We start from the raw sequence: 16,756 nt of genomic DNA on the forward strand, positions 1-16,756 counted from the left end.
TTTTAAATCCTGATATGATTTATTTTATTGACACTATGTCGAAAAAGCAATGAAGAGAGGACTGCAACATGCAAGAAGACACTAAGAACATAAATAAAGGGATCTTACTAACCATCTTAATCTTTGGTTGTTTCTTATCCACACTCAATCAGACGCTTTTAAATGTCGCCTTAAGTAGTTTGATGGATGTTTTTGATGTCACAGCAACAACCGTACAATGGATTTCAACAGGATTTATGCTGATCAACGGGATTTTGATTCCGATTACGGCCTATTTAATGAAACGTTTTACAACACGGCAATTATTTATAAGTGCCATGTCATTTTTATTAATCGGTTCTATAATTTGTGCAGCAGCGCCGAGCTTTAGTCTACTCTTAATCGGACGGATGATCCAAGCTGCCGGTGCTGGCATTATAATGCCGCTCATGATGAGTGTTGTGCTCGCGATCTTCCCCGTTGAAAAACGTGGCAGCGCTATGGGACTGCTTGGGCTGGCGATGATATTCGCTCCTGCTATTGGGCCGATCCTTGCGGGATTTGTTGTCGAATACCACTCTTGGCGCTGGTTATTTATCGGGCTTATTCCACTTGTCCTCATTGTTATAGCGTTGGCGTTCAAGTATTTAGTGAATGTATCTGAGACGTCTAAGTCGAAGCTTGATGTGGTAAGTGTTCTTTTATCAACCGTCGGATTCGGCTTAATTTTATACGGCTTCAGTAGTGCAGGAAGTAAAGGCTGGGATGATGTAATCGTGATCCTAACCTTAGGGATTGGGGTCGTGGTAACAGCCGTATTCTGTCTTCGACAAATCAAATCGGATGATCCACTGCTAAACCTGTCGGTCTTCAAAAATAAAGTGTTTACGATGACATCTCTTATTAAGGTATTAATCACAATGATGATGTACGCAGATATGATCTTATTGCCTATTTATCTGCAGAATGGTCGCGGGTTTACAGCATTTGATGCAGGACTACTATTGTTGCCGGGCGCACTCGTAAATGCGTTCATGTCACCCGTCACCGGTAAATTATACGACCGTTTCGGTGCGAAACCGCTGTTCATCATTGGCCTATTGTTTATTATTCCATCTATGTGGGCGGTAACAGATTTATCTGAATCGACCACGTATACTTATCTAATGATTCGTACCATAGGCCTGCGAATTGGATTAAGCTTCATTACTATGCCACTCAATACAGCCGGACTAAATGCGTTGCCCAAACAACTCGGCACTCATGGTACAGCTGTGAATAATACCGTTCGCCAAATTGCCGGGGCCATTGGTACTGCTGTCGTAATTACAATTTATACAGTGCAGGCAACCAGTCATGCAACTACACTGATGCAGAATAATCCCTCCGCTACTCCTGAGATCCTTAAATCCCTTACATCGATTCTTGGGGCAAGTGACGCCTACTACTTCATGATGATTTTATCCATTGCCGCATTTGTTATAACATTATTTATGCCCACGAAAAACAAGCTCATGATTGAAAAGAAAGCAAACCTAGTTAGCAAGGAACCTCAGTTGTAACTAGTAATTGCAGAGTAAATGAAGAAAAGCCATTCCTTAGCGGAGTGGCTTTTGTTATGAATGGCTTGCTTTGGATCATTGGAGCACGTATTCCTACGAGCATCAATATTTCCTTATCCATATCAGTATCCCCCTCTCCATATCAAATGTGTAGAATCTATTATAAAAACGAAAAAATATTTAAACTTTACACATAAGTTAATATATGGTATTTTAATAGCGTTATTAAAAGGAATATTAATCCATAATAAGGAGCTGATTCCATTCATGAAACTATCTTTAAAAAAGAGATTGATGCTTGTTGGAACCTTTGTTTCAGTCTTTCTTTTTTCTTTTGTTTCCCAAGCATATGCGACTAATTTAATTGGCTACCCTACAGCTACACAAGCTAAGAATAATTGGTGCTGGGCTGCGACTAGCGTTACCATACTTCAATATTACGGAATCTCTGTAAGCCAATGTTCTTTTTATGATCATGTGAAGGGAACCTCCGGCTGTACAACAGACGAGAGTGAATCTTATGGAACTGTTCAAGAAGGCATTCATGATTATGGTGTCTCCAGTTGGAATCATACAGGAGCACTATCTTACAGCGATGTAAAAAACCAGATTGATAATGTTGGCAGTCCTATATATGTAAGCTGGAAATGGAATAGTGCTACCGGTGGCGGGCACGCAGTAGTTATCTATGGGTACGACACATATAGTGGAAATGATTGGATTCAACACATGAACCCGAGTGGGGGCACAAAAACCTCCATGTTATACACCAACATTAAAGGTGGCTCCAGCTACGATAGAACCTGGAGATGGGGACTTCATGGCTTCAACAAATATATTTAAGGAGGGCTTCCCATTAAGAAAACGCTGCTGTTAACTGTAACTTCATTCGTTTTATTTCTGACTTTTTTCTCACCTGTATGGGCTCAGACCGTAACTGAAGATGTTGTTTCTTTTGCAAATACAGAAGGATTAACATTGATTAAAGAAGGGCTATCTAAAGATCCTGAAGGGTATGGTTACAACAATGAAGCAGAGATTAGTGAAATTACCGTAGGTCAAGGAATGCAGATTCATTTTATTGATGGTGCTAAGCTTAGGGCGGCTTCCGATAGTCTGATTGAAACGGTCACACCCCAAGACAACTGGGAGTTTCTTATTTTATCGGGCGGAATACCCAAATCTAAAATGATCATTCAAAAGGATTCAAACGGGTCCTATCAAGTTACTGAGTTTGGAGGAAATCCTAATACTTTGGCCTATGCTATTCATTCACTAGAAGCTGAGGGTGAAGTGAGTGAGCCTACACTTATCCGTGAGCGGGACGAATATATAGCTGCCTTCAAGAAAGACAATCAGGAACTAATCATCGCCCCACAACAAGCCTCATCAGCAGAAACAAAAGGACTAAGCAATATTTCGGAGCCTCAAGCACCCGGGCATTTAATTGATGTGTTACAAACGATGCAGAACGATTCTTCCGATGACGAGCAGGATGGGTCGGGAACCATTGCTTCCGCATATTATGCGGACGATAATAATCATCTAACAAGGTCTATCACCATTAGCGCCATTATTGCTCTAGTAGCGGTATTTGTGTTCTGGGCCTATCTCAGAAGACGTAAACAACCTAAATAAATGTAAAAATAAGTAGGCCGCCCTCCTTCATTGGATTGCGGCCTACTTTGATAGATAGTACCTCTAAAAAGCCTCCCTCTCCCCATATGATTAGGACATAAAGGCTGCCAAAGACCTCGTTAGCATAACACCATTTGTAATGGTATCTTGCGGCTAAACATCTCGTCCAGTACCCATGCCCCTTTTATACATTTTTTCTGCTTCAATAGGACTTTCTTTTGCCGTGATATGATACGGAATTACCCGATAAACTTGAACCGGACCGCCAAATACAGCCGATCTATACTTTTCCACATGCTGCTTGGACAAGGGGCGATTATAATAACCCGGTACGTATTTATTGATCAATTCCTGAAGTACGTGTGTGGCTTCATCCAAATCTGAAATCGGTTCTGCTTGTCCAAAAATCATTACGCTCATATAAGCTGTATCCGTTTTGGCTGGTACCGGGTCTGTAATAGTTCCGTATTCCTCACATACCGTAAAACATACCTCCGGATTATCACGCATGACCTGATTACGTCTTCCATCTCCAGCCCCGTGAATATACAGTTTCCCTTCAGTCCATACATAATTAAGTGGCACAACATAAGGGAGGTTCCCATCAACCAACCCCAGATAACCTAATCTCGTTTGGTGAAGGAACCTTTCAATCTTCTCTTGATCTAAGCATTCCCTGGTCTTGTAACGAACCGAATTCATATCGAATCTCTCCTTTTATTTAAATTGCGGATACCAGCGTTGTTACGGTAGTATATCAATGAATGGATTGTATTAAAATATCCAAAATTCGCTGTTTAGAGCAATCCATAATTCGTTTTTTATGATTGGAGTTTCTATTTGGAGGTATGTACGATGATGAAAGTAATTCGCAATGATAAGAGACCAATCTGGCAGCAATTGCTTGATCAAGCGATTCATAATATTACTAGCGGAGTCTGGGCACCAGGAGAATTACTGATTCCTACCCGCGAACTTGCGCACATCGTAGGTGTCTCCCGCTCAACTATACAGATCGTCTATGAGGAATTGTTAAGTCGAGGTTATACAGTTACCTCCCGCCGGGGAGGGACGCGAGTTAGTACGTGGAAGCAAGTCACTATGTCCACGAAGGAAATAGAAACAGAGGGCCCCACACCTCCGTCACTCTCCTTGCTAGACTCAGCTGTTGATCAATTACATGACTGGTTCAGAGGTAAAGAACAGCTAGAAGTGGATATTGATTTCAGTCCCCATGAACCCTATTTGGATGAACAATTTCAAAAAAACTGGCGGCAATCGCTGCTCCAGGCATCCGCTGAAATGGATTTATCAAGCTGGGCTTACGGTAACTGCTACGGGTACACACCATTACGTGAGCAAATACAGCGTTATTTATCACTTGAACGGGGCATACATGTCCAAACCAATCAGATTCTGTTGACCTCAGGAGCTCAGCATAGTATTGACTTAATCGCACAGTCACTTTTAGCTGATGGGGACACTGTCTCAGTAGAGGATCCAGGTTTCCCAGCTGCTTGGATGGCAATGAGATACCGCCGTATGAATGTGGTACCCGTTCCCGTTGATGAGTATGGTCTAGTGGTTGAGCATATTCACCCGCAATCCAAGCTGGTCTTTGCCACCCCTTCCCACCAGTGCGCAGTAGGGGTCGTTATGTCGGAGCCCCGCCGGCAACAATTGCTGTATAAGGCCGTTCAAGAACGATTTTGGATCATTGAAGACGATTATGATAGTGAATTTCGATATCGCGGGGAGCCGCTGCCAACGCTGTTTAGTCAGGTATCTAATAATACTTTGTACCTCATGAGTTTCTCTAAAATGATTGCACCAGGCATTCGTATTTCGGCTATTGTTGGATCAGTCGAGGCAATTGCTCAGCTAGCGAAGGTGCAGGAACTGACTTACCGTCATCTTCCGATTATGGATCAGCTAACACTAACCCACTTCATTAAAAATGGTCATTTTATGCGCCATATGCGAAGAGTCAGAAATGTGTACCGGCGAAGACACGAGGTCATGGCAAAAGCTATTATGGCTAGCGGATTAGGGGAGCGCTTCACGCTCAGTGGAGTAGAAACTGGATTACATATGTTATTAGAAGCTGAGGAAACATTCGACGAAGAAGCTGTGACAAAGTTAGCCCTACAACATGGAATACGTGTGTACCCTCTTGGGCCCTATTGTTTGAATAGCAAAAGAAAAGGATGGGTATTAGGGTTTGCAAAAGTAGATGAGGCAGCGATTGAGCAAGGCATTCATCGTCTTGCGGAGTTGATCCTATAAAATCACCTCCGCAGCACTCACACAATTTGTTGAACAGTCCATAGACTATTTTAGATTTATGAAACCATTGAAACTTCAAACAAAAGTTAATATATGGTAAATTTAAACTATGATAGAACCTGGAGATGGGGACTTCATGGCTTCAGCAAATATTTTTCAGGAGGGCTTCCCATTAACAAAATGCCGTTGTTAACCATAGCTTTATTTTTATTATAAGCGGTATTTGTGATCCGGTCCTATCTCAGAAGACGTAAGCAACCTAAGTAAAATAGAAATAGACGGCTCTCCTTAAAATACCCTCCAATTTTGCACACCAAGATTTCTCGCCCTACTTATGATATGGCTCACCGCGCTGTCCGTAATCGCAAGTTTTAGGACCATCTTTTGTGGGCTGGCCCTTTTTCACCCTTTTTCTTTATGAAAATCATATCGGTAGCTAAAAAAACTCCCGATGCATCCCCTTATCGGGAATACATGGGAGTCTTGAGCGATTCAATCAGGTCCTACATTACATAGCTTTTTCAGCCAGATCGCTAACTAAATTTCTCATCCACTTACGGGAGTAAATCCGGGCGTAGCCGAAGCCAAAGCGGACAACCTCCTCCAGCGAGATGACGAGATACACAAGGTAGACAGGTTGCTTCCAAATGTATGACAGCAACAGCCCGGATGGGACTCCTATCAGCCACGTTGCGGTAGACTCCATGCCGAATACGAACTTGCTGTCTCCTCCGCTGTTTAGTATACCGCCGGCTATAATCATATTGGATACTTTGACCCAAAGAAATCCAGCAAACACGATAACGATATACATGCTCATTTGTTTAGCATCCTCGGAGATATTGAACGCTGAGACATACAGCTTCGAGCCTGCCGCAATGATAACCCCGACGATCAGAGAGATAATGATGCCTAGACGAATGAACCGTTTCGCATGATCGAGTGCGATATCGGATTCATTCGCACCCAAACGGTTGCCAACCATTACCCCTGCTGCACTAGCCAGCCCCGATAATAAACCAATGCAAAGACCCTGAAGTGGGAAAGTAATGGTCATCGCAGTCATTTCCATCGTCCCCATACGGCTATAAATGACCGCATATGCTGTTTCACCCAATACCCAGATCAATTCAGTCAACAGCAGCGGATAGGTCGTTCCAAAAAACTTGCGGATGAGCGGTTTAGGAACGATGAATAAGTTCTTTAACCCGACAGCTCCCGGTAAACGATACCGGTACACGGCACCAATGATCAACAAGCATTCGAAGACTCTAGAAATAAGAGTAGCAATGGCAGCGCCCTTCAGGCCAAGCGCAGGAGCACCGAAATGACCGTAAATAAGTACGTAATTCAGTATAATATTCAAGCCAACTGCAATTAGACTTACATACATCGGCCACTTGGCATGGCCAGTACTGCGTAAAATCGCGGAATACATCATCGTGAGCATGACAGGCACAAAACCGATCGACATTATCTGGAGAAAGATATACCCCTCATCTATTACATTCACGTCTGTAGTGAATAGGCTCAGAAAGAGCGGCGAATCGATAAAGACAGCCGCAGAGAACAGGAACGAGAACGCAAAGCCGGTGATCAGTCCGAGACCCAGTACTTGAGAGACGCTTTTGGAATCTTTATTTCCCCAAAACTGGGCTGCATATATGGATACACCCGTCGATAAACCGGCCAAGACAACCGCGATGATCCCGTATATTTTGGTCGACATCCCCACCGAGGCAATTGCCACATCTCCCAACTGCCCGACCATCAATTGATCCGTCAAATTAAGCAACGCCATCAGCAAGCTTTGAAGCGTAACGGGCACAGCGATTTTATACACACTTTTGTAGAAATCTTCTTTCTCTGACATGTATCGTTCACAACCCCCATATTCTCGATTTTTCCCGAACTCATTCCCATTCGCAGTCTATGACTTAGTGTGAGGTTAGATCACCTTTTTGTAGCGCATGAGCGTGTAGTTATCTTTTGGTTGAATTTCTACAACCTTGAACTTTTTCGCAAAGTTCAATTGCTGGTACCCGTCTCCATCCACTAAAGTAATGTTTGTGGAGCCGCCTATGATGATTGGAAGCTGCATTAGAATAATCTCATCGACGATATCCTGATTGAAAATATGCCAGTTTAAGAATCCTCCGCCTTCGACCATCAGACTGGTAATCCCATAGTTCTCCTCCAACTGACGTTCAAGCTCCACAAAATCTACTTTATCCTCGCCGCAGATAAGGCACTCCTTCCCTCTTTGCCGGATCTGTTTGATTTTTTCTTCATCCCGTCCTTTCTCGGTCGTGACAATAATTGTCTTCCCTTGGTCTGAGAGTACATTGCAATCTAGCGGAATATCCAAAGTAGTTGTCGGAATGATACGAATTGGATTTTTATTCTCCTCATACCGATTAGTAAGGAAGGGATTGTCCGTCAAAATTGTATTTTTGCCGACCATAATTCCCTGCACCTTCCCCCGGAATAGATGAATAAATTCCATATCCTCACTGGAAAATAAAGAAAAAAGCTCTTTACTCGAATTACCAGCGCCCATAGTGAGCTTTCCATCAATAGAAATTTGGCTGAATATCGTTGTTTTCATTTGGCTCTCCCCATCTCTAATTAGCTTTTAAATGCACCCCAAGAGGCTTGAATAGTCTGTTCTATTTTGTTCAATGCTTGTTCAGGATTGCTCAGGGGCAGCTCAATAAGACCCGCATTTAACGCCTCCCATACATGGATCATGAAGGGATAAGTCGGCATCGGCCGTGAATGATCCAAAAGCGATAAAATCATCTTTTTGTTAGGCGCAGCAGAGGCAGCTAAACGGTTTAGCACCTCTTCCTGAGCCGGAATCCGCTGTACACCCAGCGTCCACATAGTTTGGCATTCATCACTCAGCATAAAGCGTGTGAATGATAAAATATCTTCCCGCTCCTCGGACGTTAATGAATGATTAGGGTAGATCAGGCCGATAGAAGAAGACATGGATAACGATTGCCGTCCTTCGATGCTCGGAAGCTGGCAAACCGCAAGCCTATTGTTCATATGCTTATCTAGATGGTTATAAATCCACTCGCCACAAATAATGGCGCCGATCTTACCGTCAATGAACTGCTCAAGCAGTCCTGTAGAGCCGTCGAGACTAACGAGCACGCCTTGATCCATCTTGTCGCTAATAAACTGAAGCGCCTGCTTCATTTCAGAGGTGACGATATTCGGCTTTCCATTCTGTACAGGCCAGCCGCCGAAAGCTGTGAGGAACGGAATAAACCAATAGCCTTGCTGTAAGTCTGCTCCAATCGGTACGATACCTTGGGCGGATAACCTTTCTGCTGCCTCTTCGAACACGTCCCATGTCGTCGGCGCACTAGGGTAAATCGACGGGTTGTAATACACAACCAGATGATTGCCCCGCAATACCGGTATACCATACTGAACACCATTCATTTGCATCGTTGAAAGGGCACCCTCAGTCAGCGTATCGCCTAATAGCCCGCCTGGCACTTCGGAGTAAAGACCGTTCTCAACATAGGAGGACATGTCGGCAGGAACCATCGCCAGATGCGGACCTTGCTGGGTATCCTTAATTTGGTTCAGGCGCGCAGTCAGCTCCGTAATATTCATGACTTGTGGCGTAATTTGTACCCCAAAGCGCTCTGTATACAGCTTACAAATTCCCTCCAGCACCTCAATCGAGGTATCTCCCGGACCATCAAACTCATGCCATACCACGACTTCCTTATTGTTTTTTTCCATTGCAGCCTCTCTCCCTTACCTAAATTGTCTATGATTGTTTACGAGCACTAAAGCCTGATTAGGCGCAAGCAGCAAGCAGTCCAACGCCTGACCTACGCTGCTACCCGTTAAGGAACTATCCAGTGTTACCGTCATTGGGCATCGGCCAGGTACGGCTACCTTCAAATCAACTTGGCAGAAAGCATCAGCACTCAAGTTAAAGCAGCACAGCAGCGTCTCATCCCCTTGCATATACCCGTACAAAACAATACCTTCCGGGGATTGAGCCACGAAAAAGTTTTCCGGCTTCACTAGGTGGCGCCAATCTTTCTTGAGTTCACTTAGCTCCGCCAACAGCGGCAGCATCGGTGTAGGATTGGTCCAATTAATTTGCATAACGTTAAAAAAAGCTCGGGAAATCTCCTTTCCGTTCGTGTTGTCTCCAAGACCACAGTTGAGCGGCTGCTCCTCATTCATTTCATAACCCGTCGTCACGTATGGAATTGCGTTCGGAAGAAATTGATTAAATACCGCGATCATCCGAGCAACCTCTACACCGCCACGGCTGGTGATCCGAGGAGTATCTGCTGTTTCTGCACAGGCAAATATATGAATATTCAACTCAGGCAGCTCTTCTAAGAATGAAATGAGATTCTCTTTAGTAATTTGTGTCATGACGTTCCATCCACTGCCAAGCATAATGTTATAGCCGGTGTTTGCTGCCTTCTTGTGGTTGCGATTGAACAAATCTTCGCTGATTAAGATCGCATTTGGATTCATCTCTTTAATCGTGTCAAAAATACGAGTCAACAACGGAATAGGAAGCACGTGTCCGATGTCGATGCGGAAGCCGTCAATCCCATATTTTTCGAGATTAACCCGTACTGCCTCCTCCAGAACATCCCACAGCTCCAGATTCGGCTCCTCTCCCGGGTAGTCATTGCATTTAATCGTATCAAAAAGGACATATGGCGCCTGATCCGGACTTATAAGATGTCTCACTTGCGGAGAGACATCCTGGTAGAGGCGTAAGAACGTAATGTCTGTCCAAATCGGCTGCACATCATTTATCCAATCCGAATGCGCTGGAGCAGTCGTTATCCCCATCTCTTGCTCCACCAAAGTTAATAGCTCCTCTCCTGTTTTAGCAGCTTTCTCTTTCAAGTGCTGCCAAAGGATTGGATGGAGTTCATTGGGCGGTGGCGTGAACTTCCGCAGAAATACTGCTGTCTCCTGGCTGCGGTAGACCGTCTCCAATTTGTCCGGCGTACACTCCTCAAAAAATCCAAGCTGGGGAATTGCGGGCGGCGCAAAGCCTTCTAATTCATCCATTTTGATCCAATACACCCATTCAGGATGCTCGGTAATGAACGCACTGTTTTTCGCCGTCACACGGGGAATGAAGTCAACAACAGTCTTAATATCAAGTAAATGACAAGCCTCTACCAAAGCGCTGAGCTCATCGTGGATCGTAAACTCCTCCATATCATCCAATAGGCTATCGTGCAGGTTCTCGTCCAAATGGAATAACGATTGCACTGCGTAAGGGGACCCAATATCCCCCTTCAGATTCAACTTGCTGTACTGGTTAACTGGAAGCATGTACAGAATATTGATGCCCATTTTCTTTAGCAGAGGCAGAAGAATAAAGAATCTTAAAAAAGTACCCGATTCAATTTTTCCGTCATGGTTGTAATCCCAAGCCGTAGAATAGCGAATAAGCGAAGAATAGATCGCGCTATCGTCCAGATTTGTGCGTTCCTTAAGCAGATATCTCCACGAAAGCCTGTCCAGATAATTCAAATGATCTGTCAAAAAATCATACGGGTGTACACAAATTTCACCCTCTTTTTCTAAGAGAACACGCTCATATTGGCACTCATTCCACACTGCGGGTATCCAAATTGGCTCTATGTCTTTAGCCTTTTGTGTAGACAAGTAATCTTTAATTAATCTGAATTTGCTATCATTGCTCATCAACAGTGCCACCTCTCATTGATTGTAGTCTTACGTTTAGGGAACAAAAACCGTCTTTACGGTTTCACTCCCAACCACCTTCAAAGAGTTCAATTCATAGCCGATCAACTCGTCTATCGCTGCTTCATGCTCACTGAGCTTAACTTTTCTAGTCACTAGTTTCTCCATTTCAGGAGTTTCAGCGGCAAACCGCAAAGCTTCCTCGAACATGTAGCGGTATTCACCTGCTGCTATAATTTTTATTGCATGCTGCACGAATTTAGTAGGGGAAAAGGTGTAGCGATACTTCGCATTAATACCAAAAGGAACGATGCGGCCTCCACGTTCAATCCACTTTTCCGCCATTTCGAGTTGAGTGCCCACCGTATCGATAATCACATCAAACTTATGTCCCGCACAGATTTTGTCTACGGTAGCTTGATTTAATTGGGCAGGGGTTAAAGCAAAATCTGAGATCTCTCTGGCAAAAGCTAGCCGATAGGGATTAACTTCAGTCGCTACCGTGAGCGCAGATTTCGACTTGCTCACAATTTGGCTTAACAGTCCCATTGGACCCGATCCAAGAATGAGTACCTTGTCGTCTGCTGTGACATTGGCTTCTTTGAAATTGTGCAGTACACAGGCAAGCGGCTCAATCAAAACCCCCGTCTCCCAGCTCATATGATCGGGAAGACGGTGTGCAAACGTTTGTGCAGTTGAGTAAAAAAAAGTGAATGTCCCATTTCGATTCAAACCCGCAATAGGCATCCCATTTCCATCGATGCCCGTACAGAGGTGCGGCTGTTTCTTCAAGCAAAAATAGCATTCATCACAGCTTTGATTCGGATCGATAACTACGCGGTCGCCTACCTTAACACGGTCAACGTTGCTGCCGATTTGGATTACAGTCCCTACTGCCTCATGACCACGAATGACCCCTGGAACCCCCTCCTCTTTCCCAGTTATGACTGCTAAATCTGTTCCACATACACCTGTCATCTCAATCCGGATCTTGACTTCATCCGGTGCTGCAATCTGCGGCTCTTCCCATTCGCAAAGCTCCAGCTTATGATTAGATGTCCACACCAACGCTTCCATACTCATTCCCCTTTCTTTTTTGTTATCCATATTCGCCCAGAATATATCATAACTACCATGTAAAAGTAAGGTGAATGTTGTCGAAAAATGTTAATAATTACATTTATATATAAATACTTCACGAGTAAGCGCTTTAATTTTCTTTCGCTTATTATGCGGAGTGCACTGTCTGAAACGGCAAGTTTAAGGGCCATCCTTTGTGGGATGACCCTTGAATACGATTGTGATCAACCGAGCTCCGTGCGGGAGAGTAGCCCCCGAATCAACGTCTCCTATTTTGCAGCTTCCGCTTCCAGCCGTGCAATGACCTCAGAGCGGGCTTGATCTGTGAAGCGAAGCACCCCGTTTTCCTGGACGATTAGCTCTTCCCGTATTCGCCCATCCAGCCAGTCGCTGATCCATCCCGGAGCGTATCCTCCTTGCCCGAACTCGCCGCCAAAAGCGATCATTTTCTCATATACATCCAGATATTGTTGACGGCTCGTATTTGGATAAGAGCTTGTGTACAGCCAGAACTGCACATCGTACATCAGAGTAGAAAGCTCATCCGCATGAAAGGAGAAGTGTCCCTTCTCTTCAACGATTCGGGTACAGACTTTACGGATCTTCTGCTCAAGCTGATCTACCTCAGACACATCGCTGCACAGCTTCGCAAGCAAAGGTGAGAATTGGCCTACGGCTACTTTGCGCAAATCCTCCTCTTTATCTTCTTCAGAGGTGTCGTATTCCTCATCACTCACCAGGCCGCGTATAAACGTCTCGAAGTCTTGGGCCAGAAACGTAATCTCATAATTATCTTCCTGATCCACATGAATTACCTCGGGTTCGCCGTCCCTCCCGCAATTGCGGTAATCCAGCATCACGACATCATGGCCTGCCGAAGGGCAATCACAAATTACCACGCCGATGTCGGGATACCCCCACTCCTCAATCATGAACGGGCTGCCGAGATCGCCGCAGATGGAATAGCTTTTCTCGCGTCCGATGCCCATAATGCCCGTAATCGCAATATGATCCTCAGCCCATGAGGTCGCGTCCTCGGTCGGAAAACAAGTATTATAAGGCACTCCCCCATTGTGCTGCTTCATCAGACTGATATAAGAGGCAGGAAGCTTGTAACCCAGTTCTTCTTCTACAGAAGCAATCAGCTCATCCGTAGGCGGAGAAGAAACATATTCTTTTAGCGCATAATCGCTATCGTCCCAAAAGCCGGAGAGATCCATCCCGTCAAAAGGAGCTGCAGTCGTCCCCGAATCATTATGCTGTTCTCTGATTGCCCGTCTGGCTGCGGCGTCTTGTTCTTTGCGAAGCTTGCGCTGGCTGAATTTCAAAAACATGGCCGTGTTCTCATCATCCGGATCGAGGTCATGGGCAATACTCAGCACTCTCACCGCTTCCTCATATCGATTCAAATAATAGTAGGAATATCCCACACGAAAATGCCACAGATAATCATTCTGCCCTTGTTCCGCAATCATCGCGAAGTGTTCAAGGGCTTCTTCATAACATCCCACATTGTTATACGCTCTTGCCAGACTGCTGACTACCTCGTAATCTCTGTCCGCTGGAGGAATCTCCATCAGAGTGTCTACAATCTTCTGGTGTTCATCATCTTCATGCCACTGTGTCAGCTGTGCCACTAGTTCTTTGTCCATAGTCTACCTCCCCAAGCTTATAATTAAGTTACTAGAATATAGAGAAATATGGTTTTCCCTATTCTACCAGATGGGATGTAGGTATTGAAAATCGAAAAAGAGGGCATCTCCAAAATTTTTAATTATGGATACAGCCATATCCCTGAAACCGTCATCACCGCTGGCAGTGCAGTCTCGTCAACCGCTACATTGTCATACCAGCCGCCCACTGCAAGGTTCAGCACCAGATAAAATGACTCGTTAAAGGGCATAATGCCTGGCTCCAAGCAACGCTCGGCAAAGCAATGTCCGTCTACCAGCCATCGAATCGAACTGGCATTCCATTCCAGTGCATAATCATGGAATTCATTAATGGTTCCGCTTTCAAAATGGTGCGAGAACTCCTCAACGATTTGATGTTCCCAATTCTTTCCGTAGTGCAGTGTTCCGGATATTTGCTGAGGCAAGCGGCCTTTGGCTTCCATGATATCAATCTCGCCGGAAGCTGGCCAAGGCCCGTAAGCCTGTTCCTGCGGAAGCAACCAGATGGCAGGCCATACCCCTTGCCCTACCGGCAGTTTTGCACGCACAACCAACTTGCCATAACAAAAGGAAAAATGGTCCTTTGTATCCAAACGAGCCGAGGTATATGCAAAATTGCGCCCATCCTTTTCAATGGATTCGCTGCGTGCGCATAGGTTTAGGCCAAATTCATCGATGTACAGATTGCTGGAATGATCCGTGTAATACTGCTGTTCTCCGTTGCCCCAACCTGGGTCTATGGGATTACCTTCATTATCTAATAAGTCGTTGCCAAGGCGGATATTCCATAACTTCAAATCGGCATTTCTATCTAAGAAATTCTGTTCCCATATAGGTTTATTCATCCTTTGCACACTCCCTTCATTTAATCACAGCATACTTAATTTTTGCGGCTGGTCAAACAAATCTAAAAAAATGGGATAGGGTCGATAATCATGGGCTTTTTTTCCTATGCGCTTTTTCATACGATGAAATAGAAAGGGGGCACGGAAAATGTTCCAATACAGAACGGAACAAATGAAAGCGCTTTTTAAGCAGTGGCAATTGCAAAGCATGGTTATCCCGGGAATCATCTGGATGTTTATCTTTTGTTATATCCCTATGTTTTGGCTCATTATTGCATTTATGGACTACAGCATCGCCAAACCCTTACTAGAATCACCGTTTGTCGGGCTGAAGCATTTTCAGGATTTTTTGACGGATGAGCGTTTTTGGCGTTCGATTCGCAATACTCTGGGGATGAGCAGCATCAAGCTGGTCCTGGGTTTTCCCATTCCTATCTTGTTTGCCTTGCTGCTGAATGAAATACGGAGTCTTCGATTTAAGCGAACGGTACAAACCATTTCGTACCTGCCGCACTTTATTGCCTGGACGATTTTTGGCGGCATTGCGCTCAATTGGCTGGGCGAGGGCGGTGTGATCAATCAGTTGATGATGGCGATCGGGCTCCAGGAACGCGAAATCCTGTTTAACAGCGACCCTAAGTACTTTTGGTGGATCACCTTTTTCACCGATACGTTAAAAGAAACCGGCTGGAGCGCCATTATCTACATAGCGGCAATATCCGGCATTGATCCGGGGCTGTACGAAGCGGCTGAGCTGGATGGCGCAAACCGGCGGCAGCGGATGTGGCATATCACCATTCAGAGCATACGCCCCACCATCGCTATTTTGTTCATCCTCGCTGTCAGCGGGATACTCGGCAGTAACTTTGAGCAGATCTTTATGTTGAAGAACAATATGAACATGAGGATGGCGGAAAGCCTAGACTTGTATATCTACAATATGGGGTTGGTCTCCGGGCGCCATTCCTTCTCAACAGCTGTCCTGTTCGCCCGCTCTATTGTGGCGCTAGGTTTGTTGTTTTTGGCCAATCACACATCCAAAAAACTAACCGGCGACAGCATTTTTTAGAAGGGAGAGGACAGAGGTATGGAAAGACGCAAAAGATTTCGGCAAATTGGAGTATTTGAGGTCTGCAACACCCTGCTGATGCTGGCGGTTTGCTTTTTAACACTGTACCCGATGTGGTTTGTATTCATTAACTCGCTTAATGCGCCGCAGCAGGCATCCCTGGGCACCGTCAACTGGTTTCCCAAAGAATTATCGCTGGCCAGCTACAGCGTTGTGTTCAATGATAAGACAATGATGAACGGTTTTTACATTACCACTCTGCGCACAGTGATCGGGACAGCAACGCATGTGTTGTTTACAGCCATTATTGCTTACGGAATGAGCAAGTCTAATCTGATCGGACGCAAGCTGTATCTTAAAATCGCATTGGTTACGATGTTGTTCTCAGGCGGGCTGATCCCTACATTTATTCTGATGACGAAGCTGGGCTTATATGATAATTTTTGGATATTCATCATTCCCTCTATGTACACTTTTTTTAATATGGTCATTTTCATGAGCTTCTTCCGCACCATACCCGATAGCCTGGAGGAGTCTGCGAAGGTAGACGGTGCTTCAGACTATGGCGTCCTGTTCAGAATCGTATTGCCCAATAGCATGGCTGTCATTGCGACTATATCGCTTTTTTCAGCCGTTTATCATTGGAATGATTATTACCAGGGGGTCATCTACATCCGTTCGCAGGAATTACTGCCACTGCAGACCATGCTGTACAAAATCATTGCGGAGAACTCTATGTCCTTCATGCAGCAGCAAGCTATGGCGCAATTCGGCGCAAGACTTCCCGGCAACTCTATTAAATTTGCATCCATGATGGTGGCCACACTGCCTATTCTGATAGTCTATCCTTTCATTCAACGCTATCTGGTCAAAGGCGTGATGATTGGCGCCATTAAGGGATAA

Annotated in this window: 14 protein-coding genes; 6 read left to right on the plus strand and 8 right to left on the minus strand. The window is 44.8% G+C overall.

The annotated features are described in order from the left end of the window. Positions 1-68: 68 nt before the first annotated feature. From NSS82_RS29820 to NSS82_RS29830, 3 genes are all read left to right on the plus strand, one after another. Positions 69-1,541 (plus strand): DHA2 family efflux MFS transporter permease subunit, encoded by a 1,473-nt coding sequence (locus NSS82_RS29820; RefSeq protein WP_076272978.1) that lies wholly within the window; start codon positions 69-71, stop codon positions 1,539-1,541. A gap of 267 nt (positions 1,542-1,808) precedes the next feature. Then, on the plus strand, positions 1,809-2,384 hold the full coding sequence (locus tag NSS82_RS29825) for a C39 family peptidase (RefSeq protein WP_076105127.1): 576 nt from the start codon (positions 1,809-1,811) through the stop codon (positions 2,382-2,384). A 135-nt stretch (positions 2,385-2,519) separates the two neighbouring features. After that, positions 2,520-3,179 (plus strand): hypothetical protein, encoded by a 660-nt coding sequence (locus NSS82_RS29830; protein WP_076124251.1) that lies wholly within the window; start codon positions 2,520-2,522, stop codon positions 3,177-3,179. Between the two features lie 153 nt (positions 3,180-3,332). Here NSS82_RS29830 and NSS82_RS29835 read toward each other — a convergent pair whose 3' ends face one another. Continuing rightward, on the minus strand, positions 3,333-3,881 hold the full coding sequence (locus NSS82_RS29835; protein ID WP_036682364.1) for a pyridoxamine 5'-phosphate oxidase family protein: 549 nt from the start codon (positions 3,879-3,881) through the stop codon (positions 3,333-3,335). A gap of 153 nt (positions 3,882-4,034) precedes the next feature. Here NSS82_RS29835 and pdxR point away from each other — a divergent pair, with 153 nt between their 5' ends. Next, a complete protein-coding gene (gene pdxR / locus NSS82_RS29840) occupies positions 4,035-5,465 on the plus strand; it encodes a MocR-like pyridoxine biosynthesis transcription factor PdxR (RefSeq protein WP_076140587.1) in 1,431 nt (476 codons plus the stop codon). Positions 5,466-5,973: 508 nt separating this feature from the next. Here the strand turns inward: pdxR and NSS82_RS29845 are convergent. The 7 genes from NSS82_RS29845 to NSS82_RS29875 form a co-directional block, all read right to left on the minus strand. Next, a complete protein-coding gene (locus tag NSS82_RS29845) occupies positions 5,974-7,338 on the minus strand; it encodes an MATE family efflux transporter (RefSeq protein ID WP_076132870.1) in 1,365 nt (454 codons plus the stop codon). A 75-nt stretch (positions 7,339-7,413) separates the two neighbouring features. Continuing rightward, the gene (locus NSS82_RS29850) at positions 7,414-8,073 is read right to left on the minus strand and encodes a dihydrofolate reductase family protein (RefSeq protein WP_036682374.1); all 660 of its coding nucleotides are present in this window, start codon (positions 8,071-8,073) and stop codon (positions 7,414-7,416) included. Between the two features lie 20 nt (positions 8,074-8,093). Beyond that, positions 8,094-9,230 (minus strand): sugar ABC transporter substrate-binding protein, encoded by a 1,137-nt coding sequence (locus tag NSS82_RS29855; RefSeq protein ID WP_076272979.1) that lies wholly within the window; start codon positions 9,228-9,230, stop codon positions 8,094-8,096. Between the two features lie 15 nt (positions 9,231-9,245). Beyond that, complete coding sequence (locus tag NSS82_RS29860) at positions 9,246-11,186, minus strand: alpha-amylase (RefSeq protein ID WP_081386655.1); 1,941 nt, start codon at positions 11,184-11,186, stop codon at positions 9,246-9,248. A 36-nt stretch (positions 11,187-11,222) separates the two neighbouring features. Further along, positions 11,223-12,293, minus strand: a complete 1,071-nt coding sequence (locus NSS82_RS29865; protein WP_256717867.1) for a zinc-dependent alcohol dehydrogenase — start codon at positions 12,291-12,293, stop codon at positions 11,223-11,225. A 242-nt stretch (positions 12,294-12,535) separates the two neighbouring features. After that, positions 12,536-13,918, minus strand: coding sequence for an SMI1/KNR4 family protein (locus NSS82_RS29870; RefSeq protein WP_038573899.1), 1,383 nt, complete (start codon positions 13,916-13,918; stop codon positions 12,536-12,538). A gap of 122 nt (positions 13,919-14,040) precedes the next feature. After that, positions 14,041-14,784 carry a glycoside hydrolase family 16 protein gene (locus NSS82_RS29875; protein WP_076272980.1) on the minus strand — a complete coding sequence of 248 codons (744 nt, stop codon included), beginning with the start codon at positions 14,782-14,784 and terminating at the stop codon, positions 14,041-14,043. 148 nt (positions 14,785-14,932) lie between these two features. Here NSS82_RS29875 and NSS82_RS29880 point away from each other — a divergent pair, with 148 nt between their 5' ends. Continuing rightward, positions 14,933-15,853 (plus strand): ABC transporter permease, encoded by a 921-nt coding sequence (locus tag NSS82_RS29880; RefSeq protein ID WP_076124267.1) that lies wholly within the window; start codon positions 14,933-14,935, stop codon positions 15,851-15,853. An 18-nt stretch (positions 15,854-15,871) separates the two neighbouring features. Beyond that, on the plus strand, positions 15,872-16,756 hold the full coding sequence (locus NSS82_RS29885; RefSeq protein WP_038573901.1) for a carbohydrate ABC transporter permease: 885 nt from the start codon (positions 15,872-15,874) through the stop codon (positions 16,754-16,756).

It is taken from the genome of Paenibacillus sp. FSL H7-0735, assembly GCF_038008505.1.
In the GTDB taxonomy this organism is placed as follows: domain Bacteria; phylum Bacillota; class Bacilli; order Paenibacillales; family Paenibacillaceae; genus Paenibacillus_AQ; species Paenibacillus_AQ odorifer.

Coding starts and splice junctions, on each gene's coding strand:
- NSS82_RS29820 (WP_076272978.1), top strand. CDS start 69: ATGCAAGAAGACACTAAGAACATAAATAAAGGGATCTTACTAACCATC.
- NSS82_RS29825 (WP_076105127.1), top strand. CDS start 1,809: ATGAAACTATCTTTAAAAAAGAGATTGATGCTTGTTGGAACCTTTGTT.
- NSS82_RS29835 (WP_036682364.1), bottom strand. CDS start 3,881: ATGAATTCGGTTCGTTACAAGACCAGGGAATGCTTAGATCAAGAGAAG.
- pdxR (WP_076140587.1), top strand. CDS start 4,035: ATGATGAAAGTAATTCGCAATGATAAGAGACCAATCTGGCAGCAATTG.
- NSS82_RS29845 (WP_076132870.1), bottom strand. CDS start 7,338: ATGTCAGAGAAAGAAGATTTCTACAAAAGTGTGTATAAAATCGCTGTG.
- NSS82_RS29850 (WP_036682374.1), bottom strand. CDS start 8,073: ATGAAAACAACGATATTCAGCCAAATTTCTATTGATGGAAAGCTCACT.
- NSS82_RS29855 (WP_076272979.1), bottom strand. CDS start 9,230: ATGGAAAAAAACAATAAGGAAGTCGTGGTATGGCATGAGTTTGATGGT.
- NSS82_RS29860 (WP_081386655.1), bottom strand. CDS start 11,186: ATGAGCAATGATAGCAAATTCAGATTAATTAAAGATTACTTGTCTACA.
- NSS82_RS29865 (WP_256717867.1), bottom strand. CDS start 12,293: ATGGATAACAAAAAAGAAAGGGGAATGAGTATGGAAGCGTTGGTGTGG.
- NSS82_RS29870 (WP_038573899.1), bottom strand. CDS start 13,918: ATGGACAAAGAACTAGTGGCACAGCTGACACAGTGGCATGAAGATGAT.
- NSS82_RS29875 (WP_076272980.1), bottom strand. CDS start 14,784: ATGAATAAACCTATATGGGAACAGAATTTCTTAGATAGAAATGCCGAT.
- NSS82_RS29880 (WP_076124267.1), top strand. CDS start 14,933: ATGTTCCAATACAGAACGGAACAAATGAAAGCGCTTTTTAAGCAGTGG.
- NSS82_RS29885 (WP_038573901.1), top strand. CDS start 15,872: ATGGAAAGACGCAAAAGATTTCGGCAAATTGGAGTATTTGAGGTCTGC.